This window comes from Actinoplanes sp. M2I2 (assembly GCF_023544445.1).
Taxonomy (GTDB): domain Bacteria; phylum Actinomycetota; class Actinomycetes; order Mycobacteriales; family Micromonosporaceae; genus Actinoplanes.
This window is the reverse complement of record NZ_JALPVJ010000023.1, coordinates 1-25,504: the sequence shown is the minus strand read 5'-3', so window position 1 is coordinate 25,504 and position 25,504 is coordinate 1. Positions and strand designations below refer to the sequence as shown.

The following is a 25,504-nucleotide window of genomic DNA, read 5'->3' as shown; positions in this document are numbered from 1 at the left end:
AACGTGATGCCTGCCTTGTAGCCGGTGACCAGGGGTGGGCGATGTCGCGCAGGACCGTCAAGCCGGCGTCGAGCAGGCCCGTGGCCTCCAGGGCCGGCGCCCTGCCCGGCGGGATGCTTCGTGCTGCCCTGGCGCTGCTGGTGGCCGCGGCGGTGGGTCTGTTCATCGGCGTACTGGTGGCCGGCCCGACCGGCAGCGACACCGGCAGCGACACCGACGCGGCCGTCGCCTCGCTGCAGGAGGACGAGGCCAAACGGGACGCGGCTCAGATCGTCGAGCTGACCGCGCTGGCGCGCAGCACCGCGGAGCAGGTCAAGCCGGTGGTGACTGGCTTGCGGTCCGCGCTGCCGGCCGTGGACGCCCGCCCTGTGGAGACTCAGCCGGTCACCGGCCAGCAACTGTCGCAGTGGAAGCAGATCATGGTGCAGCAGGTGGAGCGGCACAAGGCCACGCCATCGGGCAGCACCGCCACCAACGTCGCCCGCAATGGTCTGCGCAACGCGGTCGGCCAGCTGTCGCTGGCGGTCGATACCTTCGCCGCGGCCCGTGCTCTGCCGGCCGGTCATCGGCCGCCGCTGCTGGTGGTGGCGTCGCGGCAGCGGCTGCTCGCGGTCACCGACTGGTCGGTGGCGGCCACGCAGCTCGACCAGATCAACATCGACGCCGGCAAGGGGCATCAGCACGTCTATCTCACGGACTCACCCGAGGGTGGCGCGAACGTCGGCGACGGCGCACCCGAGGGCAGCTGACCTGACGGTGGCGGGCACGCGGCGGTGTGCGCGGTCGCGTAGTCACTCGGTGCGGTAACGGTATTCGCGCGGATATGCGCAATTGATAATACGTCGATTTCCGGGTCTGATAGTGATGCACAGATAGTCATCTCGCTATTAGACGATTGTTTCTGAAAACGATTATCGTTCTGCTCCTCAGTGACAGGAGTGGAATCGATGAAACACCGCCCACGCATATTCTGGATCGCGGCCGCCGCGGCGACCGCCACGGTCCTGGCCGGGTGCGGCTCCGGGAACGACGAGGCCGGTCAGGCGAGTTCGGCGGCGTCCGGCGGCACGCCACTGGCGGTCGTCGCCACAACCCCCGAGGTGGCCGACTTCGTCCGTAACGTCGGCGGTTCCGACGTGGCCGTGACGCAGATCATCAAGCCCAACGTCGACCCGCACGACTACGAGCCCACGCCGGCCGACATCCAGGCCATCGCCTCCGCGAAGGTCGTCGTCAAGAGCGGCGTCGGCCTGGAGGAATGGCTCGACCGCACGATCGAGGCCTCCGGTTTCAAGGGCGCCGTGGTCGATTCGAGCCAGGGCGTGAAGCTGCGCGAAGGCGGTCACCACGAGGAGGAAGGCGAGGAGCACGCCGAGGAGGAGGGCGAGGAGCACGCCGGCGAGGAGCACGATCCGCACATCTGGCACAACCCGCAGAACGCCAAGATGATGGTGACCACCATCGAGAAGGGGCTCGCGGCCGCCGACTCGGCCAAGGCCGCCGCGTTCGCCAAGAACCTGAGCACCTACTCGGCGGAGATCGACAAGCTGGATGCCGACAACGAGACGGCGTTCGCCAAGCTGCCCGCCGGCGACCGCAAGCTGGTCACCAACCACGACGCGTTCGGCTACTACGTCGACCGCTACAAGCTCGAGTTCGTCGGCTCGGTCATCCCCAGCATCGACACGTCGGCCGAGCTGTCGGCCAAGCAACTCAGCGACCTGGTCACGAAGATCAAGGCGACCGGCACCAAGGCGATCTTCACGGAGAGCTCCCTGCCGCCCAAGAGCGCCGAGGCCATCGCCCAGCAGGCCGGTGTCAAGGTGATCGGTGGCGAGGACGCGCTGTTCGGCGACAGCCTCGGCGCGCCGGGTACGCCCGAGGGCACCTATCTGGGCGCCGAACGGCACAACACCGAGGTCATCGTCTCGGCGCTGGGCGGCTGACATGACCGGAGCCGAGGTGACCGGCGCGGCCCTGCGATACGCCGGCGTCAGTGTCGGCTACCACGGCACCCCGGTGCTGACCGACATCGACTTGGAACTCTCCGCCGGGCAGCGCCTGGCTCTGGTCGGGCCGAACGGGGCAGGCAAGTCCACGCTGATCAAGTCAGTGCTGGGTCTGGTCCCTGTGCTGGCCGGGTCCGCGTCGGTGCTCGGCGCCGACCCTGTCGGGGCTCGCGGCCGGGCCGGATACGTGCCGCAGACCGACACGCTGGACGCCGACTTCCCGGTCAGTGTCCGGCAGGTGGTCATGATGGGCCGTTACCGGCGTATCGGCTGGTGGCGGCCCGCCCGCGCGGCCGATCGCCGCGCGGTCGCCGAAGCCCTGGACCGGGTGGGACTGGCCGACCGGGCCGGACATCGCTTCGGCACCCTGTCCGGCGGTCAGCGGCAGCGGGTCCTGCTCGCCCGGGCCATCGCCGCCGAGCCGCGGTTGCTGCTGCTCGACGAGCCGTTCAACGGCGTCGACGCGGTCAGCCAGGAAGCAATCATGACCGCTCTGCGCCAGCTCAGCGGCGACGGAACCGCCCTGGTGCTGAGCACTCACGATCTCGGCGTCGCCGATGAGCTGGCCGACCTGGTCTGCCTGGTCAACGGACGTCAGTGGGCGGTCGGCCCGCCGGCCGGGACGCTCACCGCGGACAACCTGCGGCTGACCTACGGCGGCCACGCGGTGGACCTCACCGACGGCCGGATGATGCTGGTCGAGCCGTGATCGAGCCGTTCACCCTGCCCTTCATGGGCCGGGCCCTGATCGAGATCGGGCTGCTGGCGTTGATCTGCGGCCCGGTCAGCGTGTTCGTCTATGCCCGTCGCCTGGCCTTCGTCTCCGACGCGCTGACGCACACCGTCTTTCCCGGCGTGGTGATCGGCTTCGTCGCCGGCGGCCTGGAGGGGCTCTTCGTCGGCGCCCTGGTGGCTGCCCTCCTGACAGCGGTGGTGCTGACGCTGCTGACCCGGGGCAACCGGGTCTCCGACGACGCCGCGACCGCGGTGGTGCTCACCGCGATGTTCTCGGTCGGCGTCGTGCTGGTCTCGCGCCGCACCTCGTACACCGCCGACCTCACCGCCTTCCTGTTCGGCCGCCTGCTCACCGTGACGCCACGGCAGATCGCCGAGACCGCCGTCGTCGCCGTCGTGGTCCTGGTGGCCCTGCTCATCGGCGCCCGAGCCCTGTTGTTCCGCACCTTCGACCCGGCCGGCGCGGCGGCGGCCGGCTTCCGCGTCGGTTGGCTCGACCTGTGGCTCAACATTGTCGTGGCCCTGGTCGTGGTCGCCGCCGTCCGCGCCGTCGGCACCATCCTGGTGGTCGCCCTGCTGATCGTTCCCGCGGCGGCGGCCCGGATGGTGACCGACAAGCTCGTCGCGATGGCGGTCGTCGGGACGGTGCTGATCGTCGGCGCGGGTTACGCGGGTCTGCTGGCCAGCTGGACGGCCTCGCTGCGCTACGGCGTCGCGCTGACCTCCGCCTCCTCGGTCGTCCTGCTGCTGGTCGCCGCCTATCTGCTGCTGATTCCCGTACGCCTGCTGCGCACCCGGCGACCCGGTGTGCCGCCCGCCCCGGAGAGGAACTCCGCCCATGAGCTGGTGGGATGACGCCCTGCACCGGGCCACCGCCGAGGTGATTCTGGCCGGCGCGCTGGCCGGTCTGGTCGGCGTGCAGGTCGTGCTGCGCCGGTTGTCGTTCTTCACGATGGCGCTCACCCACGCCACCTTCCCCGGCGTCGTGCTGGCCTCGATCATCGGCGTCAACATCATGCTCGGCGGCGTCGTGGCCGGCAGCATCATCGCGCTCGGCGTGGCCGCGCTGACCCGTCGCCGTGGTCAGGACGCGTCGGCCGCCACCGGCGTCCTGCTCTCGGCCGGGTTCGCGCTCGGCGCCGCGCTGGTCGCCACGCAGAGCGGCTTCAGCCGCGACCTGTCCTCGTTCCTGGTCGGCTCGATCCTCACCGTGGGCCCGCAGGATCTGGTCACCACGGCCATCGCTCTGGTCGTCGTCGGCGGGGTGCTCGCCGTCGGCGCTCGTCCCCTCGTGAGCATCGGTTTCGACCGCACCTCGGCCCAGGCCGGCGGGATGCGGGTCGGCGCCTGGGACATCGTCCTGCTGCTGACCATCGAGGTCGTGGTGGTCACCATGGTTCCGGCGGTGGGCACGATCCTCGCCGTGTCGCTGATCGTCGCGCCGGCCGCGGCGGCCCGGTTGTGGTCGGACCGTCTGCCGGTCGTCACCGCGCTGTCGGTGACCTTCGCGGTGGGCAGTGGGCTGGCCGGTCTGTGGTTCTCCAGCCGGTGGGATGTCGCTGCCGGGGCGAGCATCTCGCTCACCGCGACGGCCGTGCTGGCGGTCTCCTGGGCGATCGACCGGTTGCGTACGGCGACCGGCCGGCTTGCTCTCGTGACCGCCGCCGACAGTGCCGGGGCGCGCACGTGACGGCCGAACCCGGCATCAGCCAAGCCGCGCTGGCCAAGGCCGTAGAGGCGCTGCGGGGCCTGGCCTACGAGCATCGGCTGCACATTCTCGTCCTGCTGCGGGCCGGTGCGGCCACGCCGACGGAGCTGGCCGAGTCCGTCCCGGCGCACTCCACCGCGGTGTCGCATCATCTGCGCCATCTGATCGACGCCGGCCTGGTGCGCCGCCGCCGCCAGGGCCGGCAGGTGTTCTACTTCCTGCCCGACGATGCCACCGGGCAGCTCATCGACGACATCCTGCGGTACGCCGCCGAACAGCCGCCGGGACGCCCACGTGGCGGGGCGTCCCGGCTCTGATCACTTCTGGCCGCGGGCGCGGGCGTACTTGGCTCGGAACTTCTCGACCCGGCCGGCGGTGTCCAGCAGGCGGGTGCGGCCGGTCCAGAACGGGTGGCTGGCCGCCGAGATCTCGACGTCGACGACCGGATAGGTGTTGCCGTCCTCCCACGTGATCGTCTTGTCACTGGTCGCGGTGGAGCGGGTGAGGAAGGCGTAGTCGGCGCTGCGGTCGCGGAAGACGACGTAGCCGTACGCGGGATGGATGCCGTTTTTCATTGCGGTTTCTCCTCTGTGGTGACGAGCCGGAAGCACCGTTCGAACGTGTGGGCAGCGCGTCGAGGTGGCCGGTCCGGCTGTCGAGCGCTGGGCCGACCGGGTCGCCTCCGAGCACGGTTTCCCCGATGTCGGGCATACCGTGGCGGTCTTCGGCACCGGCGCGGACTGTGCCGGCTGAGCCGCCTGGTCACGGCACGGCTCCCTCGTTGGCTGCCGCCGGGTGCTGCTCGCCGTCGGCCGGGAAGAATCCGGCGAAGGGGTCGGGCAGGGCCTGCCAGGTGTCGGCCCCGTCGGCGAGCTCGGCGTCGGTGAGCAGGCAGCGTCGCAGCATCGCGGTCATCGCCTCCACGTCGAGGCCGAGCCCGACGAACGACAGCACGGTCGCGCGATCGCCGTAGTAGGAATCCCAGCCGGCGTCGGCGGCCAGCCGCCGCATGTCACTGGCCTCGTCCCAGCGTTGGCGAGGGAGGGCCGCCAGCCACCGGCCCAGGTTGCCGAGCAGCAGGCCGCCGCCGGCCGACTCCCAGCAGATCGCGGTGTCGGGCTGGGTGGCGATCCACAACTGGCCCCGGCCGCGCAGGGCCTCGCTGGTCAGATCGTCCAGAGTGTCGTGCAGCCGCTGCGGGTGGAACGGCCGTCGGCTCTGGAACAGCAGCGCGTTGACCCGGTGCTCGCCGGCCGGGTCGTGAATGCCGATCGGGTAGCCCTCCAGGGCCCGCCCCGGCATGCCGGGCACGGTGGGATCGTGCCGGCCGGTGCGCAGCAGGCGAGCCGCCAGAGCCGTGCAATCCACCATCGGGGTGTCCCCGACGCGGAGGTGTGCCGCCCAGGGGGCGAGCCGGTGCAGCAGGGCGGTGAGCCGGTCGCGCTCCAGGACGTCGATCTCCGGGGTGCTCCAGGCCACGATGGTGTCGGCGAACTCGATCTGACGACTGACCACATCGGCTACTCCGCGATCGTCGTTGCCGGCGGCGTGCAGGCCGCGGTCGCGCAGGTCGTCGGTGCTGGTCAGGTCGTCGAGCAATCCCGCGGCTTCGACAACGGTGACGAACGAGTCGAGGCGCACCACGTCGGTGACGGCGACGCCGTCGACGGTGGACATCGAGCACGCCGTGGCGACGGCCTCGGGCTCGACGGCCGGGGGCAGCGCGAGGAGCAGATCGCTGTCGGGGTGCCGGCGGCTCAGCCGGACCAGGGTCGGTATGACGTCCTCGCGCAGCGTGCAGGACACGCACCCGTGCACCAGCTCGGTGAAGTCGTCCTCGAGGACCCGGTCCGAGGTGCGTACGGTGCGCCGGACGACGCCGTCGCGGACGTCGGTGAGGTCGTGTGCGACGAGGATCAGCGCGGGGTCGGTGACCAGCAGGCTGCGGGCCACGGCGTCGGTGGCCGCGGGTGAGAAGCCGGCGAGCACCGTCACGCGGGTTCGGAGGTCGGTCATACCCCCATCTTGTTGGAAATGATTTTCATTGTAAAGTGACCGCATGTCCTCGATCTGCGATGTCACCGGTAAGCAGCCGTCCTTCGGCAACAACGTCTCCCACTCGCACCGGCGCACCCGGCGCCGGTGGAATCCCAACGTGCAGCGCCGTCGTTACTTCGTGCCGTCCGAGGGCCGGCACGTGCGCCTGACCGTCAGCACCACCGGCATCAAGATCATCGACCGTGACGGCATCGAGTCCGTCGTCGCCCGGCTGCGGGCGCGAGGCGTGAAGCTCTGATGGCCCGCACCACGGACGTACGCCCGGTGATCAAGCTGCGGAGCACCGGGGGCACCGGCCACACCTACGTCACCCGCAAGAACCGCCGCAACGACCCGGACCGCCTGGTGCTGCGCAAGTATGATCCCGTGCTGCGCCGCCACGTCGAGTTCCGCGAGGACCGCTGATGGCGCGTTGTGCGCTGCTCGAGCGGGAGAAGCGGCGTCCGCAAGGCGTCGTGGTGACAGAGCGCATTGCCCGGCTCAAGTGCGCATGAAAGCATGTGGCCATGCAGGATGGCGCGATCGAGCAGTACGCGATCGAACACTACGAGGCCGCCGGTGAGCTGTTCAAAGCCTTGTCCTCGCCGATCCGCCTGGCGATCGTCGACCTGCTCGCGACGCAGCCGCGTTACGTTCACCAGCTGGTCGAGCTCACCGGCCTGACCCAACCGCTGGTCTCGCAGCACCTGCGGGTCCTGCGGCTGGCCGGGGTGGTCCGGGGTGTGCGGCAGAGCCGCGAGATCGCCTATGCGCTGCTCGACGATCACGTGGCCCACATCGTGCGAGATGCCCTCGCGCACAGCGGCGAGAACTGGCACTCCGCGCCGGAAAGCGACTCGAGTTCCGCCGCCTGATTCGCTGTCCGGCGCCGGTTGCCGTTGACCCGGAACCCTTCCTTCGTGAGCCCGGCGATCGCCGGCAAGGACCTCGTGTGCATGGAACGCGCCCGGGCCGGGCGGACTGCTGAACTGCGCAGGCCTTCGGCCTCGCTCCCACCCCAGCCACGAAACAGACGCTAGCGGCACATCAGGTGATGGTGATGGGTCGAGCTGCCATGCCGGTACACCTGTTCGCCGGTCGCGGTCCGGATGGCGTCAGCCGTTGGTCCTCGGGCCGAGGTCGCTGACCGTGCCCATGGCGCGATCCAGCAGATCGGGCAGGCGCCGGGCGTTCTCGTCCGAGACCCACGCGATCAGCGCCGCGTCGAGGCAGCTGAGCGCGGCGGCGATGACGGCGTCGGCGCGGGGGTCGGTGCCGTCGGCCGGGTCGGAGCCGAGCCGGCGGGCGATCTCGGGCCGGAGCAGAGCCTGCCACAGCGCGCTCTTCTCCCGGTGGCGGGCGGCCAGCGCCGGGACGCCCACGATGACGCGGATCAGCCGCCGGACGCGCTCGCCGCCCTCGGTCAGCTGGCCGAGGCGCGGTTCGAGGGCGTGCCGCATGGCGACCCACGGAGCCTCGCCGGATGGCCGCGCGGTGAGCGCGTCGAGCAGCTGCTGACCGGTCTCGCCCATCAGGCCGAAGAGAGCATCCTCCTTCGACGGGAAATACCGGAAGAACGTGCTGCGGGAGATGTCGGCGGCCCGGCAGATGTCCTCCACCGTCGTTTCCTCGTAGCCGTGCTCGAGGATCAACTCCACCGTCACGGCAGCCACCTGGACCCGCATTGCCTGGCGCGCGCGAGCCCGTACGCCGCCGGATGCCGCCTTTGCCGCCTTTGCCGCCATCGCCACACTGTACTACGTTCCACTTGTGAGACACCGTCCCACATGTGAGACCATGTATCTCGGAGGTCGGCCATGAAGAAGGTCATCGTCATCACCGGAGCCAGCGACGGCATCGGCGCCGCAGCCGCGCGGCGCCTGCACGCGGCCGGGCACACTGTCGTCGTCGTGGGGCGTTCCCCGCAGAAGACGCGTGCGGTCGCCGAGGAGCTCGGCGCCGAGAGTCACATCGCGGATTTCACCCGCTTGGCCGACGTCACCCGCCTCGCGACTGAGCTCAGCGCGGCCCACCGGCACATCGACGTGCTCGCCAACAACGCCGGTGGCATGTTCGGCGGGCACACCCGGACGGTCGACGGCTTCGAGAAGACCTTCCAGGTCAACCACCTCGCACCGTTCCTGCTCACCCGCCTGCTGCTCGACACGCTCCTGGCCTCCGGCGCCTCGGTCGTTCAGACCTCGAGCACCGTGCGCTTCACCAAGACGATCGATCTGGACGACCTCGATCACGACCGCCACTTCGACGAGGTGCACGCCTACGGTGCCGCGAAGCTCGAGAACATCCTGTTCACCAGCGAGCTCCACCGTCGACACCACGCCGACGGGCTCGCGGCGGCCTCGTTCTATCCGGGCAACGTCGTGACCAACTTCGGTTCCGAGGTGACCAGCCCGGTCATCCGCTTCGTCCGCCGCGTCGCCGCCAGCCCGATCGCCCGCCGCGCCCTGTTCTCCACGCCCGAGCAGGGGGCGGACCAGCTGGTCTGGCTGGCCGAGGGCAGGCCGGGCACCGACTGGCGATCCGGCGCGTACTACTTCCGGCGTAAGCCCACCAAGCCGCGTAACCCGCAGGCGGCCGACGTCGACCTGGCTCGCGGACTGTGGGAGCGGTCGGAGGCGATGCTCGCCCAGCAGCTACGGAGGTAGTGCGCGGGTGGATCGAGTTCGAGCCTTCAACGGCTGTTCACCCATGGCCCGGCCGGACCGGCGCGACGGCTGGCCTACGTCTGCTCGCGCTCTCGGGCCGACTCCGCGAGCAGCCGACGGATGAGGCCGGTGAGGGCGTCCGGGTTGACGGGCTTTTCCAGGTAGGGAGCGTCCGGCCGCACCAGTCCGGAACCCAGGGCGACGAAGCGCGGTACGCCCGTCACGTAAATGATCTTGATGCTCGGGAACTCGGACGAGACGCGCTGCGCGAGGCGGCCACTGAGGTCCCCCGGAAGCGAGAGGTCCGCGAGGAGCACGTCGATGGCGCCGCCCTCTTGCTGGCAGACGGTCAAGGCGGTCTCGGTGTCCAGGGCGGTCAGAACCCGGAACCCGCGGGTGTGGAGCATGTGTGAGATGGTCGCCAGCACGTCCGGGTCGTCGTCAACCGCCAGGACCACAGGTGTCGACGACCTCGCCGACGAAGACATATGCGTTCCCTTCGTCCCCGTCGACGCTAGCGATCGTGGCGTTCACCGGAGCCACTTTCGTCATTTTCATCCCCGTTGGAGACCAAGGGTCGATGCCTGCGGCGCTCAGCGTGCCTTCCGGCCGTCGTTCCTGACGGCCGGAAGGCGTGCCACACGGGTCGTTCAGCTGGGTCGGCAGGTGGTGTCGCGAGCCGGCATCTTCCCGTCGACCAGCCAGTTCGTGGTGATGGTGAAGGCGCAGGCGTTGGTGTGGACGAGGAAGACGCCGTGGCCGCTCTCCTCGGCGGTCACCAGCTTGGCGCGCTGGCCGAACTTGTCGCGCAGCAGCTTTCCGCCCGCCCACGGGGTGACCGGGTCGCGGCGGTTCTGCAGGATCAGGACGGTGGCCGGGCCCTTGGCGTCGACCTTCACCGGGGGCTCGGACGGCTCGTGCTTCCAATAGGCGCAGGGCGTGATGTTGGCGGTCGCGGCGCCGTACAGGGGGTAGCGCTTGCGGTCCTCGGCGACGGCGCGGCGGTAGGTCGCCACGTCCTCGGGCCAGTTGACGTCGTTGCAGGTGGTCGCGAGGAACGCCGTGAAGGCGTTGTCGTTGGGGTTGGGCGTCGGTGCTTGTTTTGTCGCCGGGGCCTGGGCCGGGTTGAGGTACGTCTGCAAGAGGCGCGCTGTCCGCCCGTACAGCATCTCGCTGTAGAGGCCGGCGAAGGTGAGGTATCGGACGACGGCGCCGTCCGCACCGTCCGGCGCGGGGGTCTTGTCGAGCCGCTCGACGATCCGCAGGAAGGTCTGGCGCACCTGCGTCGGCGTACGACCCAGGCCGTACGCGCCGTGCCGGGCCGCCACCCACCGGGCGAAATCGGGGAACGTCTGCTCGAAGCCGAGCCCGTACCGGCGCATACCGGCCCGGTCGAGGTGGGTCTCACCGACGTTGCTGTCGAGGACGATCCGGTCGGTGGTCTTCGGGAACAGCGAGACGTACGCCGCGCCGAGGGCCGAGCCGTAGGAAGCCCCGTAGTAGCTGGCCTTCTTCTCGCCGAGGGCCGCCCGGACCCGGTCCAGATCGCGAGCGGTGTTCGCGGTGGAGATGTGCCGCAGCCGGCCGTCCTTGTCGGCGGCGGCGCACTTGTCGGCCACCTGCTTGGCGATCGCGGCCTGCCGGGTCACCGCGGCGTCGTCGACCGCGTACGGGGGAATGTTGGCCCAGTAGGGATCCTCGAGCGTGAACCCACAGCTCATCGGCGTCGAATGCCCCACCCCCCGGGTGTCCATGCCGATCAGGTCGTACGCGTCCGAGACGGTGGTCGGCAGGCCCCGGTTGACCAGGAAGGCGCCCTGGTCGATCCCGGTGCCGCCCGGCCCGCCCGGGTTGAGCAGCAGGATGCCGCGCCGCTTGGCCGGGTTGGTGCTGGCGATCTTCGAGATCATGACCTCGATCTGCTCGCCGTCCGGGTTGCCGTAGTCCAGCGGCACCGGCACTTTCGCGCACTGCACCGCGACCGGCGCCGGCATCACGACATCGGCCGGGCACGCCTCCCACGTCAGCTCGGATGCGGCTTGCTGCGCCACCGCCACCGCCGCCGGTCCGGCCACGACAAAGGTGCCGAGCAAGGCGATCGTCCCGATCAGCACAGCGCCATGTTTTCGGTACATGTACAACCTCCTACGTCGTCCGTCCGCATTTGGGTGTCGATCCGACACCATGTCGCGAGAACACAGTCAAGGAGGCGGCTTCACCCCTGACGACACGAGACCCGGATGACACGAGACCCCTGAGGACACGAGCGCGCACAGGCTGGGTCTTGACCCTGTTCGAAGAACATGGTGTGTGCTGGACCCGAGCCACGACCTGGGCCGCCGGCCCGATGAAAGGAACTGACTTGACCACCATCACGAACGCGTGGCCCCGGCTGCGCACGGCCGACTGGACCGAGACGCGCGACACCCTGCACATGTGGACCCAGATCGTCGGCAAGATTCGCATGGCGTACACGCCGTCGGCCAACCACTGGTGGCACGTCACGCTCTATCCCACGGCCCGCGGCCTGACCACCTCGGCCGTGCCGTACGACAAGGGCGTCCTCGACATCGAGTTCGACTTCGTCGACCAGCGGCTGCGCATGCGCACCAGCGAAGGCGGTTCGCGCGAGGTGGTTCTCGAGCCGAAGCCCGTCGCGACGTTCTACGGCGAGACCCTCGAGGCGCTGGCCGCGCTCGGCCTGGAGCCCAGCATCCACCCCGTCCCCAACGAGGTCGAGCACGCGATCCCCTTCGCCCAGGACGACCGGAACTCCTCGTACGACGGGGAAGCCGCGCGACTGTTCTGGCGGCAGCTGCTGCAGGCCGAGCGGGTGATGAGCCGCTTCCGCTCCGAGTTCGTGGGCAAGGCCAGCCCGGTGCACTTCTTCTGGGGTGCGATGGATCTGGCTTACACCCGCTTCTCCGGCCGGGCCGCCCCGCAACACCCGGGCGGCGTGCCCAACTGCCCGCCGTCGGTCATGCACGAGGGCTACTCGCACGAGCTGGCCAGCTTCGGTTTCTGGCCGGGCGGTGGCGCGGAGGGCGCCTTCTACGCGTACGCCTATCCGGAACCGCCGGGCTACCGGGAGCGCACGGAGGCGTACTTCGACAAGACCCTGCAGGAGTGTGTGCTTCCGTACGAGACGGTGGCCGAGTCGGCAGATCCCGACGCGACCCTCCTGGAGTTCCTCCACGTGACCTACGGCGCCGCGGCCGACCTGGCCGGCTGGGACCGCTCGTCCGTGGAGGCGTGACCGTCGCGTCCCCTGGATGGGGGTTCAGGGGACGCGACTCACGTCGTGCGCCGGTCGCCCGCGACCAGGAGGCCGGATTCCCGGCTACTTCAGGGTCGGCTCACTGATCGTGCTCGCCGAGGACGACCCGGGAGCTCTCGCCAGGACGGGTCAGATCCTGATACTCCGGGTGGAGCTTGATGAACCTCGCGAAGAACGGGCAGGCCGGCACCACTCGCAGACCCCTTCCGCGTACGTCGTCGAGGGCCTGACGCGCGAGCCGGCTGCCCAGGCCTCGTCCTTCGTAGGCGACCGCGACCTCGGTGTGGATGAAGACAATCCGCTCCTTCTCGAGGTAGTAGACGGCGAATCCCGCGAGATCGCCGTCCACCGCGATCTCGTAGCGGTGCTGCGCGGGATTGTCGCGCACGTCGACGTTGTCGCTCATGGTGTCCTTCCGGTGGAGCGTCGCCGCAGCGGCTCGGCCCTGTGGCATGAGCATACTTTTCCACCGGCCGTCCGGTCGTTCAGCGCCGATGACTGCCGTAGAGGGCGGCGGCCGCGACGATGACGTTGCCGGCGAGGGCCGCGGCGACGGACCGGGCAAGCGCCTCGGCGACGGCCCGAGCCCCCCATACGTCACGTTCGAGTCTTTCGGCGCGGGCGATGACCGCCGGGGTGCAGGGGATCACGGGGTCGAACCGCCGGAGGGTCCCGCTCGCCGAGATGAGTGCGGCCAGTGCGACCAGCCGCTGAGGCGCCTCGGCGCCGTCAACCAGCACTTCCCGTACGCCGGAGACCAGGCCGGCCCGGCGCCTGGCTTCCTCGTCAGCGTCCGGGTCGGCCGAGCCGAACGCCTCATGCGCCGATCGGCTCAGGTCGCCGCCCGGGAGGAGCCGGGGAAGCAGAGGGATGACCAGGGTCGCCTCGATCTCCGCGAGCGCGGCCTGGACCCCCCGAGGACGCGACCGCAGGAATTCCCAGGTCGAACGGAGAATGTCGCCGGCCGGCGGGCGTTCGAGGACTGCTTCCACCCGGATCGACCCTCCCCGGCCGGGGAGGGTCCGCACGTGGTCGCCGAGGCTGAGGTCGGCCAGAACCGCTCCGGCGAGAGCGCAGGAGAGGACGGGATCGACTCCCGGACCGAACTGATCCAGGACGAGCAGCAGGTCTTCCGCCAGGGTGGGAGGGCCGGGCTCCGGTGTCATCGGGCTTTCCTTTCGACGGGGATGCGACGGGCGCCCTGGGGGGAGGCGGGGGCCGCGGACAGTTGCTTCCGAGCATGGACGCCGGCCCGGACCAGGACGTCGATCTGGGCGGCGTTGTAGAGCGTGACGACCGCGTCGACGACCGTCTGCCGGATGACCCGTTCGCTCGCCGACACGTGCTTGGCGGGATCGCTCAGCCAGGGATAGTCGATGAGGTGCTGCGCGAGGATCGGGGCCAGCTTTTCGGCGAGGTCCTGACGGGCCGCCTCGTCAGCCTCCGCCGGCAGCGCGTCGACCTCGGCGGTGACGGGGTCGGTGCCGGCGTCCATCATGCGCCGCAGGTCCTTCAGCACGACGTCGTCGAACAGCTTGCTGTAGATGGGCGCCATGGAGCCGGACCCGGACAAGCTCGACGTGACGGACGCGAATCCGGCGGGCGCGCCGGCCGGTGCGGCGTCGCGCAGGATGACGGCGATGTCGGAGCGGGCCCGGCGCAGGCGATCGAGCTCCGCGGCGAGGTCGGCGTCGACCTGACGCAGCACCTCGGCGCCGAGCTCCCCGTCGGCGGCGAGCTCCTGGATGCGCGAGAGAGGCACTCCCAGATCGACGTGCCGCCGGATGCGAAGCAGCCGGACGAGATGCGGGACGTCGTATTGCTTGTATCCGTTGAGCTGACGCTCCGGCTCGTCGAGCAGCCCGAGCCGGTGGTAGTGCCGGATGGTGTTCACGGTTGTGCCGGCGAGGTTTGCCAGTTCGCGGGTGCTCCAAGCCACTTCGGCCCCTTTCCTGATGCGACCGGGCTGTTTATGCCTAGCCGACACCGTGTGGCCGCCACACTGTCAAACCGAGCGCCCCGGCCCCACCGGGCGGCGCCTCAGCCTTCTCTTCGCAACTGCTCGCGGGCCAGCTCTTTGGCACGCTGGATGACATCGAGTTGAGCCTCGTTGTGGAGCTCCCGCAACGCGTCGACGAACGTCTGCCGCGTGACGGGCTTCCCCTTCGACACGCGGGTCATCGCGTCGTTGTCCATCCAGGGATGATCGCGAAGGGTGCGGACCAGCGAAGGCGCGTACTTCTCGGCCAGGTTCTGCCGCGTCGCCTCATCAGCGTCGGCCGGCAGCGCATCGAAATCGGCGCTGACGGCGTCGTTGTCGTTGTCGTTCTCCACCGCGTGCCGCACGTCGGCCAGGGCCTGCTCGTCGAAGACCTGCGTGTACATGTGGATGAGGGAGCGGTCGGCCTGGGACAGGCGGGCGCCGACGGACTCGAAGCCCGGTGGCGTGTCGGGTGGCGCGTTCTCGCGCAGGATGGCCGCGATGCCCTGCCGGGCCTTCTCCAGCCGTTCGATGGCGGCCGCGTGGTCGACGTCGACCTGGCGCAACGCCTCCGGGGAGCCGCCTGTGCCCTCGGTCAGCTCCTTGATCCGGGCCAGGGGCAGGCCCAGCTCGACCAGCCGCCGGATGTGCAGCAACCGTACGAGATCTGGTGTCTCGTACTGCTTGTAGCCGTTGTGGCGGCGATCGGGCTCCACGAGCAGGCCCAGACGGTGGTAGTGCCGGATCGTGTTCACCGTGGTGCCGGCGAGTTCCGCGAGCTCGCTCGTGCTCCAGGCCACGTCGCTTACCTCCCCGGGGCGACCGGGTGCGACCCGGTCGCAGGCGATTGGTGCCGGTACCGAAAGGAAGCTTCACGCTAACAGCTCATCGCCGGCCGGCCTGAGCGTTCTCCATCACTTTCGCCTGCCGCCGGGGCTCTTGGGAGTCTGGTCACGCTCCGGCTGAAGGTCCGGCTATGGGATGGTGGTTCGGAGCCAGCCATGGCGTTCAGCACAGCGCCGGGCGGAGGCCAGGACGCTCGCCATGGCCGGCGACGGATCATTCGAGTCCCACGTCAACGAGAGCTTGGCCATGATGGACGGTTCGATCACGTCGCGCCGCACGATCTCGGTGCCGGCTCGCGCCGCGTGTTCGGCGAAGGCCGACGGGGCCAGCCCGACCTCGCGTCCGCTGGACAGGCGTGCGAGCCAGGCGCTCACGGGTGGCTCGTCGAAGGCGAGGATGTCGGGTGAGAAGCCTGCTTCCTGGCAGGCGGCGACGATGTCGTCGTAGTACGCGGGCGCGAGCCGGCGGGGGAAGAGCAGCAGCGTCTCCTCCTTCAGGAGTCTCAAGGGGACCAGCGGCACGGAGGCCAGGCGGTGCTGGGCGCTGAGAAGTACGGACAACGGTTCTTCGCGGAGGAGTTCGCTGCCGACTCCCTCGCGGGACGGCGGCGACAGCGCCAGGCCGAGATCCAGGTCCCCGTTGTTCAGGTGCTCGGGGATCTCGGCGCTGAACACCTCACGAGGGATGACCGTGAGTGTGGGGTGGTCCTCTTGGAGGGCGTTCATGAGCGTGGACAGCGTCTCGAAGCTGGCGACCGGTGTGTAGCCCAATCGAACCGTCATCTCCGTGCCCGAGCCGGCCAGACGGGTCAGTTCCACGGCGCGGGCCAGCGCGCTGAGCGCGACCGGCGCCTCGAGGGCCAGGGTCCGGCCCGCGGCGGTGAGTTGCACTCGACGGCTGGAACGGAGGAACAGCGCAGTCCCGAGGGTGTGCTCGAGTTTGCGGATCTGCTGGCTCAGCGACGGCTGCGAGATGTGCAGGCGGGTGGCTGCACGCCCGAAGTGCAGCTCGTCCGCCACGGCCACGAAGTACTGCAGGAGGCGCGGGCTGATATCCATAGACAGAGCCTATCGACCGGGGGTCAAACGCGTCTTGGACGTATGCGGAAGGGCTCGCCTAGTGTCGTTCACGTCGGGAAAGTCGTGCAGCCGGTCAGCAAGTCGGGCTGCCGGACAGCAGTTATCTCAACGACTGCGCGAGGAGTCATCCCCGCTTGAGCCGACCTCCGATCTTATCTTCAAGGAGACATCCATGACCAGCGAAATGATTCGCAACCCCCGGACCGACCATCTTCTGACGCCCGAGAACTCGGCCCTCATCATCATCGACTATCAGCCGGTCCAGGTCTCTTCCATTCGGTCGATGCCGCGTGAGGAACTGGTTTTCAACATTGTGAGCACCGCCAAGGCGGCGCTCACCTACAACCTTCCCATCATCCACTCGACGGTCAACGTCGAGACCGGCCGCAACGAGCCGGCGATCCAGGACCTGCGGGACCTCATCGGACACCTGCCGACCTATGACCGCACCACGGTCAACGCCTGGGAAGACGTCGAGTTCAAGCAGGCGGTCAAGGCGCTCGGGCGCCGCAAGCTCATCATGACCGCGCTGTGGACCGAGGTGTGCCTGGCCTTCCCCGCGCTCGACGCCCTCCAGGAAGGCTATGAGGTCTATGTCCCCGTGGACGCCGTCGGTGGCACGTCGGTCGCGGCGCACGAGGCGGCGCTCCGTCGTGTCGAACAGGCGGGCGCCAAGCTGAGCAGCCGCGTCCAATTGTATTGCGAGCTCCAGCGCGACTGGGCGCGCGAGGAGACCGTCCCGGGATTCATGGACGTCTTCGAGAGCTCTGACGGCTTCAACCCCGAGAAGGCCATGGAGTCGGCCGCGGTATGAAGAACGTCTCGGGGCCATTCCTCAGACGAGCAAGGTGTTTGTGGCTATTTCCCGGCTTGGTCGAGCAGGGTGTAACGCAGGCGAAGTGCCCGCTCGGCGCTGGCGAGAGAGGCGCCGACGGCGAGGGCGAAGTTGAGCCAGACCTGGAGGTGGACGGGGGATTCGAAGGGTCCGATGCTGTCGGCGATCGCGGGGATTCGCGAGAGGGGTTCGGCGAGCTGCAGCAGATTGAGGCCCACGCCGACGAGGAGCATCAGCACCGCAAGGAGACCGATCGAGCGGCTCAGCGCCGGGTGGTCGCGATCCACGCGGGCGCGGCGCCCTTCGGCGGACTTCGGGTCCGGGATGAGCTGGCGTTGCGTGCCGGCGACGGTGACGTAGTGGATGCGCTTGATCCCGAATGCGCTGATCGCCACCTCGATGGTGCCGCCCTCGACGGGGAAGGCTGCCGGGAGCTTGGACTCGGCGTGGTGTCTGCCGTCGAGGTACAGGTGGGCCCGTGCCTTGCCGCTGCCCGTGTCAGCCCGGTAGGGCAGGTCGACGGCATACATCGTCGGCCGGCCATCCGGGTGGGTCAGGGGTAGATAGAACAGTCCGCGGGTGAGCAGTTGCCACCAGCGGAGCGGCTTCAACGCCCGCCCGTTCCCGCTTTTGATGCGTCTGACGGCTCGCTGTCGCTGCCATTCCTTGATCACGTTTTCCTCGCTCGCCTCGGTCGCCACCACCTGACTGACACGGTGTACTAGTAGCCAAGCTAGCACGGCGTACTAGTACGATGTGATAGGAGGTGGCTTGGTGACGGAGGATGACCGGGGTACCGGATCACGGGAACGCGTTCTCGCGGCTGCGGCGTCAATGCTGGCCGAGGATGTGACGGCGCGGCTGAGCGTGCGTGCGGTCGCGGCCCGCGCCGGGGTGAGCACGGGCTCGCTGAGGTTTCACTTCCCGACCCAGCGCGCGCTGCAGGACGCCGTGCTCGACAGGATCTACGGCCAGGTGTTCTCCGACGACCCGATCCACGACCGATCGCTGCCGGCCCGGGATCGGCTGGTCAACTGTCTCCGGCAAGTGCTCGCCCCTGCCGGTGTCGGGGAGCAGGCACGTGAGGCGTGGACTAAGGCGTACCAGACATATATCGCGTCCGAGCCGACGCAGGAGGTGCGCGCGACGTATCTCGCCTTGGAGCGGGGAGGTTGGCGCCGCGTCGAATACTGGCTGTCGGTCCTCGCCGACGAGGGCGCGTTGCCCAGGGAGGATCACGCGCGCCGGGTGCGATTCCTGCTCACCGTCCTGAACGGACTGTCGATCGAACGAGCGCTGCCCGCCGAGGACTCGATCCTGAGGTCCGAGACCGAGACGCTCTACGCGGCTGCCGACTGCGTCCTCAGCGCCCGAGCCGCGTGAGGATGCCCGGTCGCCGGCCCGCGTCGCATGCCTGACTGCGTTTCGGAGAGCGGTGCCGGCTGCTTCGGTCCGGAGGCATGATCTCAGCCGGTGAAGAACGTGCTGAGGACGGGACCGAGTACGGCCGGATCGGCGATGTGGCCCTCGACCTCCGCGAGTGCCCCTCCGGTCGACGCGCCGAACAGGTGCGCGCGCCCTCCGGCGGCGTCGATCACCGCCGCGAGATCTTCGACCCGCGCTCGACGGACGCCGCGCACCGGGACTCGCTCAACCGGAACCCGGCGCGGTGACGGCGGTGACGGTCAAGGTGTCGCCGCGCCGGCAGAGCAGATAGCCCGGCACACCCTGGCAGTCCTGCTCGGCGAGCCGGTCGACCGTGCCGAGGGCGGTCTGCCGGCCATCGGCCAGGTTCAGGCGGTTCACGGCGGTGCGGTCATCGGGCTTTCCGGTCGCGCGCAGCAGGATCAGTGAACCGGGCGGGCCGGCCACGAACGCCTCCTGGCCTCCGAGCGGACGGCCGATCGTGCGACCGGTGGCCGCGTCGACCAGGACCGTCGTGGCCGAGGCCAGATTGGCGGCGGCGGAGAGCAACAGGCGGCCGGCGCCGACGTCCCACACGAAGTTCAGGTCGTCACGCCGCCAGGCCTGACGACCGGTGGCGGGATCGCGGCCGGCCACACCGCGCACACCAGCCGTACAAATCAGTGGGCCGCAGCCGGTGACGTAGCCGATCAGCTCGTCGGACCGCCACAGCGGGCTCAGGTCGGCCGCGCGGTAGACGGCGGCGGCAGTCTGGGCGAACGCCGTGCGGATCACCACCAGCCGGTCGCCGACCGGGAAGAACGTCGCCGAATACACCCCGTTCCAGGGGATGCGGCTGCGGTGGCGTACGGCGCCGTCGTCGTAGCCGTAGACGGTGGCATCGCCCGTGGGGGTCACCGTGACGACCGAGGTGGGCCGGCCACCGTCCGTGAGGGTTGTCCATTCCTCGGCCGGGGTGATCGACCGTCGCCACACCTGGTGGCCGTCCCGGAGGCCGACCAGGCGCAGGCCCGTGGTCGCACCGGACTGACCGGTCTCGGCGAGCAGCACCTCACTACCCACCGACGACGGCGAGGAGGCCCCGGCGGACTGCCAGAGTCGCGTGCCGGTTGCCGCGTCGAGCGCGATAGTGCGGGGCCCCGGCGAGGACGAGGTCGAGCCGATCGCTGACGGGCCCGTGGTGACCAGGACGACGCCCTCGACGGGCCGGATACCGTACGCGTCGCCGGTCGGCGTGCTCCAGCGCAGGCCGCCGGTGTGCAGGTCGAAGGCGACAACCTCGGCCGGCCCGGAAGGACTGCTGCGATTCAGGTAGACGGTCCGGCCGTCCATGGCCACGGTGTCGCTCGGCTGCAACGCCGTCGTCCAGAGCGGCCGCACCAGCGTCGGCGCCGGCGGCGCCGAAGCGGTCATCGTGGCCAGACCCACCGCGGTCAGCACGGCCAGAGCCAGCCGGCGCAGCCGCGGCACATTGACCGGCGCGGCAGCTGCCTCGGTGGTGGGCCCCGCGTTGTCGAGGTCAATCAGAGTCATCGTCAGCCGACCACCGTCACCACGCACGCGTACCGCATCTTGTAGGCAAGATAGCGCGGCGGCGCGGTTGCCGCCTCGTGTGCGACGGGCGAGGAAGACGCCCGGCGGGTGGAGGCCGCCTTCCGAGCGTCCTCCACCCGCCGCCGTGACGGCTAGCGGCCTGTCTTCCGCTGGTAGGCGCGCCAGGTCATGGCCCTGGTGTCCGGGTCGTCGACCGCGCCGGGCTTCAGGCGGTGAATCGCTTGTCTGTGGGGCGCCGTTCTGACATGTTCCGGATCGGAGTAGGCCTCGTCGGAAACCTGTTTGAGGACGGCGATCCAGGTGTCGAGCGCTTCCTTGCCCCACATCTCGCCGGCTTCCGGCGTGAACGGTTCGGGAATCAGCCAGGGTTCGTGGCTGGTCCACGGCGCGTCGATGCCGAAGTCGGTCATCCGGTTCTGGACGTCGTGGATGTCGACCCCGGTCTCCTCCTTGAGCGTCTCCAGGCTGTAGCGGGTCATCTCGAGCCGCGGCGAAGTGGCGTCGGGGTGTGACCGCGTGACGCCGCGGATGGCGAGCAGGCCCTTCTCCATGTAGTTGTTGGCCAGCACGGAGAGGTCGGAGACCTGTCCCATCCCCTCGGCGCCCACCGACCGTGACCAGGCGTAAGCCTTGATGACGACCGGTACGTTGCCCCAGAACTCGCGGATCTTGCCGATGCTCTGCGGCCGGTCGTAGTCGAGGTGATACCGATTGCCGTCAAAGCCGACCAGCGGTGACGGGAGGAAGGGTGCGAGTTCGGCGGAGCAGCCGTACGCGCCGACCGCGGGCCCGCCGACGCCGCTCTTGGGCGCTCCGAACGTCTTGTGAAGCATGAACATGCAGGCGTCGAACCCGATCTCGCGGGGCCGGAGCTTGCCGATGATGCCGTTGAAGTTGGCGCTGTCGTGGAAGGCGAGCCCGCCGGCTTCGTGGACGATGCGTACCCATTCCTTGATCTCCGGGTTGTAGACGCCCATGTCGTCGGGGTTGTTGACCATCAGGGCGGCTGTCCGGTTCGAGACGGCGGCTTTCAGCGAGTCGAGCGAGGGGTAGCCGTTCTCGTCGAGCATCAGCGTGATGACTTTGAACCCGGCCGTGGCGGCGGTCGCGGCGCTGGAGGGGTGGGTCTGGATCGTGGTGATGATTTCGTTGCGCTGTTCGAGCTCGCCGCGGGCGGCGTGATAGCCGCGTGTGACCGCACAGTTGACGTACGCTGCCTCGGCGCCGCCGCCGGCCTGGAAGACGAACTGATCCATCCCGGAGAGCTCGCGCAGGATCAGGTCCATCCCATGCACGATCTCGAGTGTGCCCTGCAGGGTGTCGTCGTGCTGGAGGGGGTGGACCTCGGTGATCTCCGGCCGCCAGGCGATCGCCTCGTTGACCGACGGGTTGTATTTCATCGTGCAGGTGCCGAAGAGGCTGATGCCCATCATGCCGAGCGTCTGCTGTGACAGCCGTAGATAGTGGTAGAGCACTTCGGGCTCGGAGAGTTCGGGCAGGGCGGGCCGGTCACGGCGACGCGCCGCCTCCGGAATCAGCGCGGAGGCCGGGCCGACGCCGGCCTCGATCTCGTCCTCCACCCGCGAGAACAGCACCCCGCGGCGGCCCGCGGCGCCCATCTGGTGGATGATCGGCTCGTTCCAGACCGGAGCTTGATATTCCTTCGGCTCGATGCTCATCACGCGATCGCCTTCCTGAGGGCGCCGACCAGGCGCTCGATGTCGTTCCCGGTGTGGACTTCGGTGACGCAGTACAGAGCGCTCGCACCCAGTTCAGGGAATTCCCGCGACAGGTCCTTGCCGCCGAAGATGCCCTGCTCGCGGAGGGACGCGTTGATCTCGTCGACTTCCCGGCCGGTCTCGTCGAAGTTCACGACGAACTCCTTGAAGAACCCCGAGGGGAACATGACGCGTACGCCGTCGATCTCGGCCAGCCGCTGCGCCGCGTGGTGCGCCCGCTGCAGGATGACGCCGCCGATCTCCTCGAAACCCTTCGGGCCCATCATCGCCATGTAGGTGGCAGCGGCGATCGCCCACATGTAGACCGAGTGACCGGTCCAGTCGTTGCCTTTGTCCCGCAGGCCGTAGGAGGACTGCTCGAACAGGCTTAGCCCGAAGCCGTACTCGCCGGGTTGGATCGTCTCGGCGATGCTGAGGAGCAACGTCGGGTACTGGTGGGCGTAGCGGTCCTCATCGCGCGTGGCGATGAAACCGCCGACGCCACCGCCGGTGTTCAGCCGGACGCCGAGGGGCTGGATGGAGCCGACGACGAAGTCGGCGCCGAAATGGGCGGGTGCGGCGAGCACGCCCAGCGAAAGGGGGTCGACCCCGACGATCAGCTCGGCGCCGGCCGCGTGGGCGATCTCGGCGATGGCGGCACCCTGCTGCTCGATCACGCCGAGATAGGAGGGAGTCTCGAAGTAGACGGCGGCCGTCTGGTCGCCGACCGCTTCGCGCAGGTCGTCCACGTTCATCAGACCGGTGGCCGGGTCGTAGTCGACGAGGCGGACGGCGATGTGGTTGGCCATCTCGACCGGCTCACAATAGTTGCGAATCACCGAGAGGCGCTCGGGGTCGATGGCCCGGACGACCGCGACCTCGTTGCGCCCGGTCAGGCGCGAGGCCATTCGCAGCGCAGATCCGGCCGCGCTGCCCCAGCTGCGCACCGGCAGACCGACCAGGTCGAGATCGACGAGCTCGGCCAGCTGGCTGCAGAACTCGAACCACGCCTGGTTGCGACCGTGGTCGGAACTGGGTTCGCCGAAGACCGAGGTGAGCCACTCGTTGCGGCGGACCACCTCGTCGCAGACGGCGGGCACGTGGTGTTGCCAGCTGCCCGCGCCGAGGAAGTTGAGATTCTGCTCGACGGTCTGGTTCTTCGCCAGGATGCCGATGACATGCCGGGTGAGCTCGTTCTCGCTGAGCGCCGGCGGCAGGTCGAACGGATGCTGGGTGCGGTGGTCGGCCGGGATCTGGCTGAACAGCTCGTCGATGCTGTCGGCGCCGATCGCGTCGAGCATCTCCCGCTGAATCTCGGGCACCGAGTTGGCCATGTACGGATGTGCCGTGCTTTTCCCCATGAGAGGGCTCCTTCGTTGAGCTGAGAAAGGACCGCGGTCACGCCTTCACGGTGAAGAGCGTGCTGCGGTTGGGGCCGGTTTCGATCCGGACATGACCGGCCAGCATCGCGTCCACCTCGGCGTCGCCGGTGTCCACGTGCAGTGCTGCGGTGTCGAGGGCGACAAGCTTCTCCAGGCTGGAGATGACGATGATGTGGTCGCGTCCGGTACGGCGGATCACTTCGGCGCTGATCTGCTGGTTGCCTCGTCCGAAGAGGCTGCCCTGGCCGCCGAGCACGCCGACGACGATCCACGTCTGTCGGCCCTGCATGATTTCCAGAAGTGCTTGTTCGTCGAGGTCGGCGCCGACGGTTTTGCCGTCCATGACGGCGTCGACGCCGAGCAGGGTCGAGGGCAGGCCGAGAGCGTCGGTGACGCGGCGGGTGGACGTGCCCGGGCCGAGGATGTAGAGATTGCCGGGCCGCATGTCGGCTGCGACCTGCTGGGCCGCGAGACGGAGCGACGCTTCGCCGCTCGCCCCCGACCCGGCTTTGGCGTTCTGCGAGAGATGACGCTCGTACGGGCTGCGGGCGTAGCCGTAGAGCCGTGCGGAGAGCCGGTCGCTGCGGAAGGCGGTTTCGTCGAGGTCCATCACTTCGGCTTCGCGCAGCCTCGCCGCCGGGCTGCCCGCGAGGAACAAGGCCGCGAGGTGTCCGGTGTTGCTGGGGCTGGTACCGAACACCGCGGAATGCATCTTCACGCCGGCCGGCACGCCGAGCACGGGCACGGCGTCGCCCACCGCGGCCAGGACGTCGCGGGCCGTCCCGTCCCCGCCGACGAACAAAAGAAGATCCACCGAACGCGCCGCCATGACTTCAGCCGCCGCTCGCGTGTCGGCCGACGTGGTGGGCCCGGGTGCCGATTCATGCACCACCTCCACATCAAGCCCGGCTGCGCGTACGACGTCCTCACCGGACTCGCCGGAACCGGTGAGAACACGCAACGGCCTCGCCAATTCGGTCAGACGGCTCACCGCGACATGGGCGCGTTGCTCGGCGACCGGGCGTGCGCCCCGGCGCCAGGCTTCCTGGAGGACGTCCTCACCGTCGGTTCCCTTGAGGCCGACACTGCCGCCCATCCCGGCCACCGGATTGATGATGATGCCGAGCGTTGCGCCTTCGGCTGTCATTGCCGCCTCCTGGAGAATGCTCGTTGATCCCGCCGCCACGCGGGCTTCGACGAGCCGACCGTCAGCCCGCCTGATTCCTTCGGCTGATAGGTGATTGATCAGTGGCTGTTATGACCTGATGAACTCGCCCGACCACGGACCTGTTCAGAATGTGAGGCACCGCACGCTCGGGCCTGCCGATCCGTTCGAATGCTTGACCCGGTCGCCACAACACGGTTTCTCATCGGGAGGCATAAAGGGGAAGTCTGCGATGAGATCGGTCAACTGGAAGACCGGGAGGGTCGTGCCACGCGAGGCGAATGGAATACACCCGGCGCCAGCCACACAGCCAAAGCTGAATCGCTTTTATTGTTTCGGAGAATTCACTGACCGGTCGCGGGAATCACGATGCGGGCCTCGAGCCGGGCGAGGCCGGCGCCAAGGCAGAAATGGATCCCCTCCGAAACTCAGCGGGGTGGCCTCGGCGCGTGCGCGAATCGGTTGTGGGGATCGAGAAGCGCCATCGTGCCTTTGCCGATGAGATTGGTGGTCGACTCGAAGCGGCGCTGGGCTCGATCGCGGAAACCATGTTGCGGACCTGGGTCGAACCCCCGCCGCCGCAGGCAGACGACGGGCCGGGCGATGGATTCGCCCGGCCCGTCACCGCGTGCGCCGGCGTCGCTGGCGGCGCGCGATCGGCTCAGCCGAAACGGCCCATGACATAGTCCTCGGTCCGTTTGTCATCGGGGTGGCTGAAGATCTTCTCGGTCGTCCCGAACTCGACCAGACGACCGACGACGGCGCCGTCCTCCTCGTCGGGCTCGGAACTCAGGAAAGCGGTGTAGTCACCGACGCGGCCGGCCTGCTGAAGGTTGTGGGTGACGATCACGATCGTGACGCCCGGTGTGAGCTCGTGCATCAGGTCCTCGATGCGCGAGGTGCTTCTCGGGTCGAGGGAGGACGCCGGCTCGTCCATGAGCAGGATGTCGGGCTCGATCGCCAGGGCACGGGCGATCACCAGGCGCTGCTGTTGGCCGCCGGACAGCCCCAGCGCGTTCTTGCCCAGGCGGTCCTTGACCTCGTCCCACAACGCGGCGCGGCGCAGCGCGTTCTCGGCGATGTCGTT

General features: G+C 69.1%; 30 protein-coding genes and 1 pseudogene. 14 read left to right on the top strand and 17 right to left on the bottom strand.

Annotation, left to right across the window (positions count from 1 at the left end; all coding sequences use genetic code 11):
* Positions 1-80 precede the first annotated feature (80 nt).
* The 6 genes from HJC40_RS35600 (at position 81) to HJC40_RS35575 (ending at position 4,769) form a co-directional block, all read left to right on the top strand.
* Entirely contained in the window at positions 81-749 is a 669-nt protein-coding gene (locus HJC40_RS35600; RefSeq protein ID WP_250007854.1) for a hypothetical protein, read from the top strand.
* 198 nt (positions 750-947) lie between these two features.
* Positions 948-1,946, top strand: a complete 999-nt coding sequence (locus tag HJC40_RS35595) for a metal ABC transporter substrate-binding protein (protein WP_250007853.1) — start codon at positions 948-950, stop codon at positions 1,944-1,946.
* A 1-nt stretch (position 1,947) separates the two neighbouring features.
* On the top strand, positions 1,948-2,718 hold the full coding sequence (locus tag HJC40_RS35590; protein ID WP_250007852.1) for a metal ABC transporter ATP-binding protein: 771 nt from the start codon (positions 1,948-1,950) through the stop codon (positions 2,716-2,718).
* Positions 2,715-3,599: a metal ABC transporter permease gene (locus HJC40_RS35585; protein ID WP_250007851.1), complete on the top strand. Its 885-nt coding sequence runs from the start codon at positions 2,715-2,717 to the stop codon at positions 3,597-3,599. Before HJC40_RS35590 ends, HJC40_RS35585 begins: the two co-directional genes overlap by 4 nt.
* Positions 3,583-4,434 carry a metal ABC transporter permease gene (locus HJC40_RS35580; RefSeq protein ID WP_250007850.1) on the top strand — a complete coding sequence of 284 codons (852 nt, stop codon included), beginning with the start codon at positions 3,583-3,585 and terminating at the stop codon, positions 4,432-4,434. Before HJC40_RS35585 ends, HJC40_RS35580 begins: the two co-directional genes overlap by 17 nt.
* Entirely contained in the window at positions 4,431-4,769 is a 339-nt protein-coding gene (locus HJC40_RS35575; protein WP_250007849.1) for a metalloregulator ArsR/SmtB family transcription factor, read from the top strand. The genes HJC40_RS35580 and HJC40_RS35575 overlap by 4 nt, the downstream gene beginning before the upstream one ends.
* Here HJC40_RS35575 and HJC40_RS35570 read toward each other — a convergent pair whose 3' ends face one another.
* A complete protein-coding gene (locus HJC40_RS35570) occupies positions 4,770-5,027 on the bottom strand; it encodes a type B 50S ribosomal protein L31 (protein ID WP_250007848.1) in 258 nt (85 codons plus the stop codon).
* 40 nt (positions 5,028-5,067) lie between these two features.
* Between HJC40_RS35570 and HJC40_RS35565 the strand changes: the two are divergent.
* Positions 5,068-5,205: pseudogene (locus HJC40_RS35565) on the top strand (transcriptional repressor); the annotation flags it as partial.
* 9 nt (positions 5,206-5,214) lie between these two features.
* Here the strand turns inward: HJC40_RS35565 and HJC40_RS35560 are convergent.
* The gene (locus HJC40_RS35560; protein WP_250007847.1) at positions 5,215-6,468 is read right to left on the bottom strand and encodes a GTP-binding protein; all 1,254 of its coding nucleotides are present in this window, start codon (positions 6,466-6,468) and stop codon (positions 5,215-5,217) included.
* Between the two features lie 43 nt (positions 6,469-6,511).
* Here HJC40_RS35560 and rpmB point away from each other — a divergent pair, with 43 nt between their 5' ends.
* The 3 genes from rpmB to HJC40_RS35545 all read left to right on the top strand — a co-directional run bounded on the left by rpmB (position 6,512) and on the right by HJC40_RS35545 (position 7,364).
* Positions 6,512-6,748 (top strand): 50S ribosomal protein L28, encoded by a 237-nt coding sequence (gene rpmB, locus HJC40_RS35555; RefSeq protein ID WP_250007846.1) that lies wholly within the window; start codon positions 6,512-6,514, stop codon positions 6,746-6,748.
* On the top strand, positions 6,748-6,915 hold the full coding sequence (gene rpmG / locus HJC40_RS35550; RefSeq protein WP_250007845.1) for a 50S ribosomal protein L33: 168 nt from the start codon (positions 6,748-6,750) through the stop codon (positions 6,913-6,915). Before rpmB ends, rpmG begins: the two co-directional genes overlap by 1 nt.
* A gap of 101 nt (positions 6,916-7,016) precedes the next feature.
* On the top strand, positions 7,017-7,364 hold the full coding sequence (locus HJC40_RS35545; protein ID WP_250007843.1) for a helix-turn-helix transcriptional regulator: 348 nt from the start codon (positions 7,017-7,019) through the stop codon (positions 7,362-7,364).
* A gap of 240 nt (positions 7,365-7,604) precedes the next feature.
* On the opposite strand, the gene HJC40_RS35540 is transcribed toward HJC40_RS35545, so the two are convergent.
* Entirely contained in the window at positions 7,605-8,153 is a 549-nt protein-coding gene (locus tag HJC40_RS35540) for a TetR family transcriptional regulator (protein ID WP_250007842.1), read from the bottom strand.
* 153 nt (positions 8,154-8,306) lie between these two features.
* Between HJC40_RS35540 and HJC40_RS35535 the strand changes: the two genes are divergently transcribed.
* Positions 8,307-9,155 (top strand): SDR family NAD(P)-dependent oxidoreductase, encoded by an 849-nt coding sequence (locus HJC40_RS35535; protein ID WP_250007841.1) that lies wholly within the window; start codon positions 8,307-8,309, stop codon positions 9,153-9,155.
* Positions 9,156-9,229: 74 nt separating this feature from the next.
* Here the strand turns inward: HJC40_RS35535 and HJC40_RS35530 are convergent, their stop codons facing one another.
* Both HJC40_RS35530 and HJC40_RS35525 read right to left on the bottom strand, forming a co-directional pair.
* On the bottom strand, positions 9,230-9,613 hold the full coding sequence (locus tag HJC40_RS35530) for a response regulator (protein ID WP_250007839.1): 384 nt from the start codon (positions 9,611-9,613) through the stop codon (positions 9,230-9,232).
* A 192-nt stretch (positions 9,614-9,805) separates the two neighbouring features.
* Complete coding sequence (locus tag HJC40_RS35525; protein ID WP_250007838.1) at positions 9,806-11,290, bottom strand: alpha/beta hydrolase; 1,485 nt, start codon at positions 11,288-11,290, stop codon at positions 9,806-9,808.
* A 227-nt stretch (positions 11,291-11,517) separates the two neighbouring features.
* On the opposite strand from HJC40_RS35525, the gene HJC40_RS35520 reads away from it, so the two are divergent.
* Positions 11,518-12,411 carry a DUF5996 family protein gene (locus HJC40_RS35520; protein ID WP_250007837.1) on the top strand — a complete coding sequence of 298 codons (894 nt, stop codon included), beginning with the start codon at positions 11,518-11,520 and terminating at the stop codon, positions 12,409-12,411.
* 100 nt (positions 12,412-12,511) lie between these two features.
* Here the strand turns inward: HJC40_RS35520 and HJC40_RS35515 are convergent, their stop codons facing one another.
* From HJC40_RS35515 to HJC40_RS35495, 5 genes are all read right to left on the bottom strand, one after another.
* Positions 12,512-12,838, bottom strand: a complete 327-nt coding sequence (locus HJC40_RS35515) for a GNAT family N-acetyltransferase (RefSeq protein ID WP_250007836.1) — start codon at positions 12,836-12,838, stop codon at positions 12,512-12,514.
* Positions 12,839-12,917: 79 nt separating this feature from the next.
* The gene (locus HJC40_RS35510; protein ID WP_250007835.1) at positions 12,918-13,598 is read right to left on the bottom strand and encodes a GPP34 family phosphoprotein; all 681 of its coding nucleotides are present in this window, start codon (positions 13,596-13,598) and stop codon (positions 12,918-12,920) included.
* Positions 13,595-14,371: a MerR family transcriptional regulator gene (locus HJC40_RS35505; protein WP_250007833.1), complete on the bottom strand. Its 777-nt coding sequence runs from the start codon at positions 14,369-14,371 to the stop codon at positions 13,595-13,597. The genes HJC40_RS35510 and HJC40_RS35505 overlap by 4 nt, the downstream gene beginning before the upstream one ends.
* Positions 14,372-14,472: 101 nt before the next feature.
* The gene (locus HJC40_RS35500; RefSeq protein ID WP_250007832.1) at positions 14,473-15,213 is read right to left on the bottom strand and encodes a MerR family transcriptional regulator; all 741 of its coding nucleotides are present in this window, start codon (positions 15,211-15,213) and stop codon (positions 14,473-14,475) included.
* A gap of 174 nt (positions 15,214-15,387) precedes the next feature.
* Positions 15,388-16,317 carry a LysR family transcriptional regulator gene (locus HJC40_RS35495; protein ID WP_250007831.1) on the bottom strand — a complete coding sequence of 310 codons (930 nt, stop codon included), beginning with the start codon at positions 16,315-16,317 and terminating at the stop codon, positions 15,388-15,390.
* 193 nt (positions 16,318-16,510) lie between these two features.
* Between HJC40_RS35495 and HJC40_RS35490 the strand changes: the two genes are divergently transcribed.
* Positions 16,511-17,152 carry a hydrolase gene (locus HJC40_RS35490; protein ID WP_250007830.1) on the top strand — a complete coding sequence of 214 codons (642 nt, stop codon included), beginning with the start codon at positions 16,511-16,513 and terminating at the stop codon, positions 17,150-17,152.
* A gap of 44 nt (positions 17,153-17,196) precedes the next feature.
* On the opposite strand, the gene HJC40_RS35485 is transcribed toward HJC40_RS35490, so the two are convergent.
* Entirely contained in the window at positions 17,197-17,877 is a 681-nt protein-coding gene (locus HJC40_RS35485; protein ID WP_250007829.1) for a hypothetical protein, read from the bottom strand.
* Positions 17,878-17,929: 52 nt separating this feature from the next.
* Between HJC40_RS35485 and HJC40_RS35480 the strand changes: the two genes are divergently transcribed.
* A complete protein-coding gene (locus tag HJC40_RS35480; RefSeq protein ID WP_308200985.1) occupies positions 17,930-18,556 on the top strand; it encodes a helix-turn-helix domain-containing protein in 627 nt (208 codons plus the stop codon).
* Positions 18,557-18,639: 83 nt separating this feature from the next.
* Here the strand turns inward: HJC40_RS35480 and HJC40_RS35475 are convergent, their stop codons facing one another.
* The 6 genes from HJC40_RS35475 to HJC40_RS35450 form a co-directional block, all read right to left on the bottom strand.
* Entirely contained in the window at positions 18,640-18,813 is a 174-nt protein-coding gene (locus HJC40_RS35475; RefSeq protein ID WP_250007827.1) for a hypothetical protein, read from the bottom strand.
* Between the two features lie 10 nt (positions 18,814-18,823).
* Entirely contained in the window at positions 18,824-20,131 is a 1,308-nt protein-coding gene (locus HJC40_RS35470) for a PQQ-binding-like beta-propeller repeat protein (protein WP_250007825.1), read from the bottom strand.
* A gap of 152 nt (positions 20,132-20,283) precedes the next feature.
* Positions 20,284-21,831 carry an aminomethyl-transferring glycine dehydrogenase subunit GcvPB gene (gene gcvPB / locus HJC40_RS35465; protein ID WP_250007824.1) on the bottom strand — a complete coding sequence of 516 codons (1,548 nt, stop codon included), beginning with the start codon at positions 21,829-21,831 and terminating at the stop codon, positions 20,284-20,286.
* Positions 21,831-23,231: an aminomethyl-transferring glycine dehydrogenase subunit GcvPA gene (gene gcvPA / locus HJC40_RS35460; protein ID WP_250007823.1), complete on the bottom strand. Its 1,401-nt coding sequence runs from the start codon at positions 23,229-23,231 to the stop codon at positions 21,831-21,833. Before gcvPA ends, gcvPB begins: the two co-directional genes overlap by 1 nt.
* Before the next feature lie 37 nt (positions 23,232-23,268).
* Complete coding sequence (locus tag HJC40_RS35455) at positions 23,269-24,399, bottom strand: ATP-NAD kinase family protein (protein ID WP_250007822.1); 1,131 nt, start codon at positions 24,397-24,399, stop codon at positions 23,269-23,271.
* Between the two features lie 679 nt (positions 24,400-25,078).
* Positions 25,079-25,504: phosphate ABC transporter ATP-binding protein (locus HJC40_RS35450; RefSeq protein ID WP_250007821.1), on the bottom strand; the 426-nt coding region annotated here is incomplete at its 5' end.

Excerpts from the sequence above, each read along its gene's own strand:
- HJC40_RS35545 (WP_250007843.1), top strand. The coding sequence starts at position 7,017 with ATGCAGGATGGCGCGATCGAGCAGTACGCGATCGAACACTACGAGGCC.
- rpmB (WP_250007846.1), top strand. The coding sequence starts at position 6,512 with ATGTCCTCGATCTGCGATGTCACCGGTAAGCAGCCGTCCTTCGGCAAC.
- HJC40_RS35470 (WP_250007825.1), bottom strand. The coding sequence starts at position 20,131 with ATGACTCTGATTGACCTCGACAACGCGGGGCCCACCACCGAGGCAGCT.
- HJC40_RS35590 (WP_250007852.1), top strand. The coding sequence starts at position 1,948 with ATGACCGGAGCCGAGGTGACCGGCGCGGCCCTGCGATACGCCGGCGTC.
- rpmG (WP_250007845.1), top strand. The coding sequence starts at position 6,748 with ATGGCCCGCACCACGGACGTACGCCCGGTGATCAAGCTGCGGAGCACC.
- gcvPB (WP_250007824.1), bottom strand. The coding sequence starts at position 21,831 with ATGAGCATCGAGCCGAAGGAATATCAAGCTCCGGTCTGGAACGAGCCG.
- HJC40_RS35535 (WP_250007841.1), top strand. The coding sequence starts at position 8,307 with ATGAAGAAGGTCATCGTCATCACCGGAGCCAGCGACGGCATCGGCGCC.
- HJC40_RS35570 (WP_250007848.1), bottom strand. The coding sequence starts at position 5,027 with ATGAAAAACGGCATCCATCCCGCGTACGGCTACGTCGTCTTCCGCGAC.
- HJC40_RS35510 (WP_250007835.1), bottom strand. The coding sequence starts at position 13,598 with ATGACACCGGAGCCCGGCCCTCCCACCCTGGCGGAAGACCTGCTGCTC.
- HJC40_RS35560 (WP_250007847.1), bottom strand. The coding sequence starts at position 6,468 with ATGACCGACCTCCGAACCCGCGTGACGGTGCTCGCCGGCTTCTCACCC.
- HJC40_RS35525 (WP_250007838.1), bottom strand. The coding sequence starts at position 11,290 with ATGTACCGAAAACATGGCGCTGTGCTGATCGGGACGATCGCCTTGCTC.
- gcvPA (WP_250007823.1), bottom strand. The coding sequence starts at position 23,231 with ATGGGGAAAAGCACGGCACATCCGTACATGGCCAACTCGGTGCCCGAG.
- HJC40_RS35515 (WP_250007836.1), bottom strand. The coding sequence starts at position 12,838 with ATGAGCGACAACGTCGACGTGCGCGACAATCCCGCGCAGCACCGCTAC.
- HJC40_RS35490 (WP_250007830.1), top strand. The coding sequence starts at position 16,511 with ATGACCAGCGAAATGATTCGCAACCCCCGGACCGACCATCTTCTGACG.
- HJC40_RS35455 (WP_250007822.1), bottom strand. The coding sequence starts at position 24,399 with ATGACAGCCGAAGGCGCAACGCTCGGCATCATCATCAATCCGGTGGCC.
- HJC40_RS35495 (WP_250007831.1), bottom strand. The coding sequence starts at position 16,317 with ATGGATATCAGCCCGCGCCTCCTGCAGTACTTCGTGGCCGTGGCGGAC.
- HJC40_RS35595 (WP_250007853.1), top strand. The coding sequence starts at position 948 with ATGAAACACCGCCCACGCATATTCTGGATCGCGGCCGCCGCGGCGACC.
- HJC40_RS35580 (WP_250007850.1), top strand. The coding sequence starts at position 3,583 with ATGAGCTGGTGGGATGACGCCCTGCACCGGGCCACCGCCGAGGTGATT.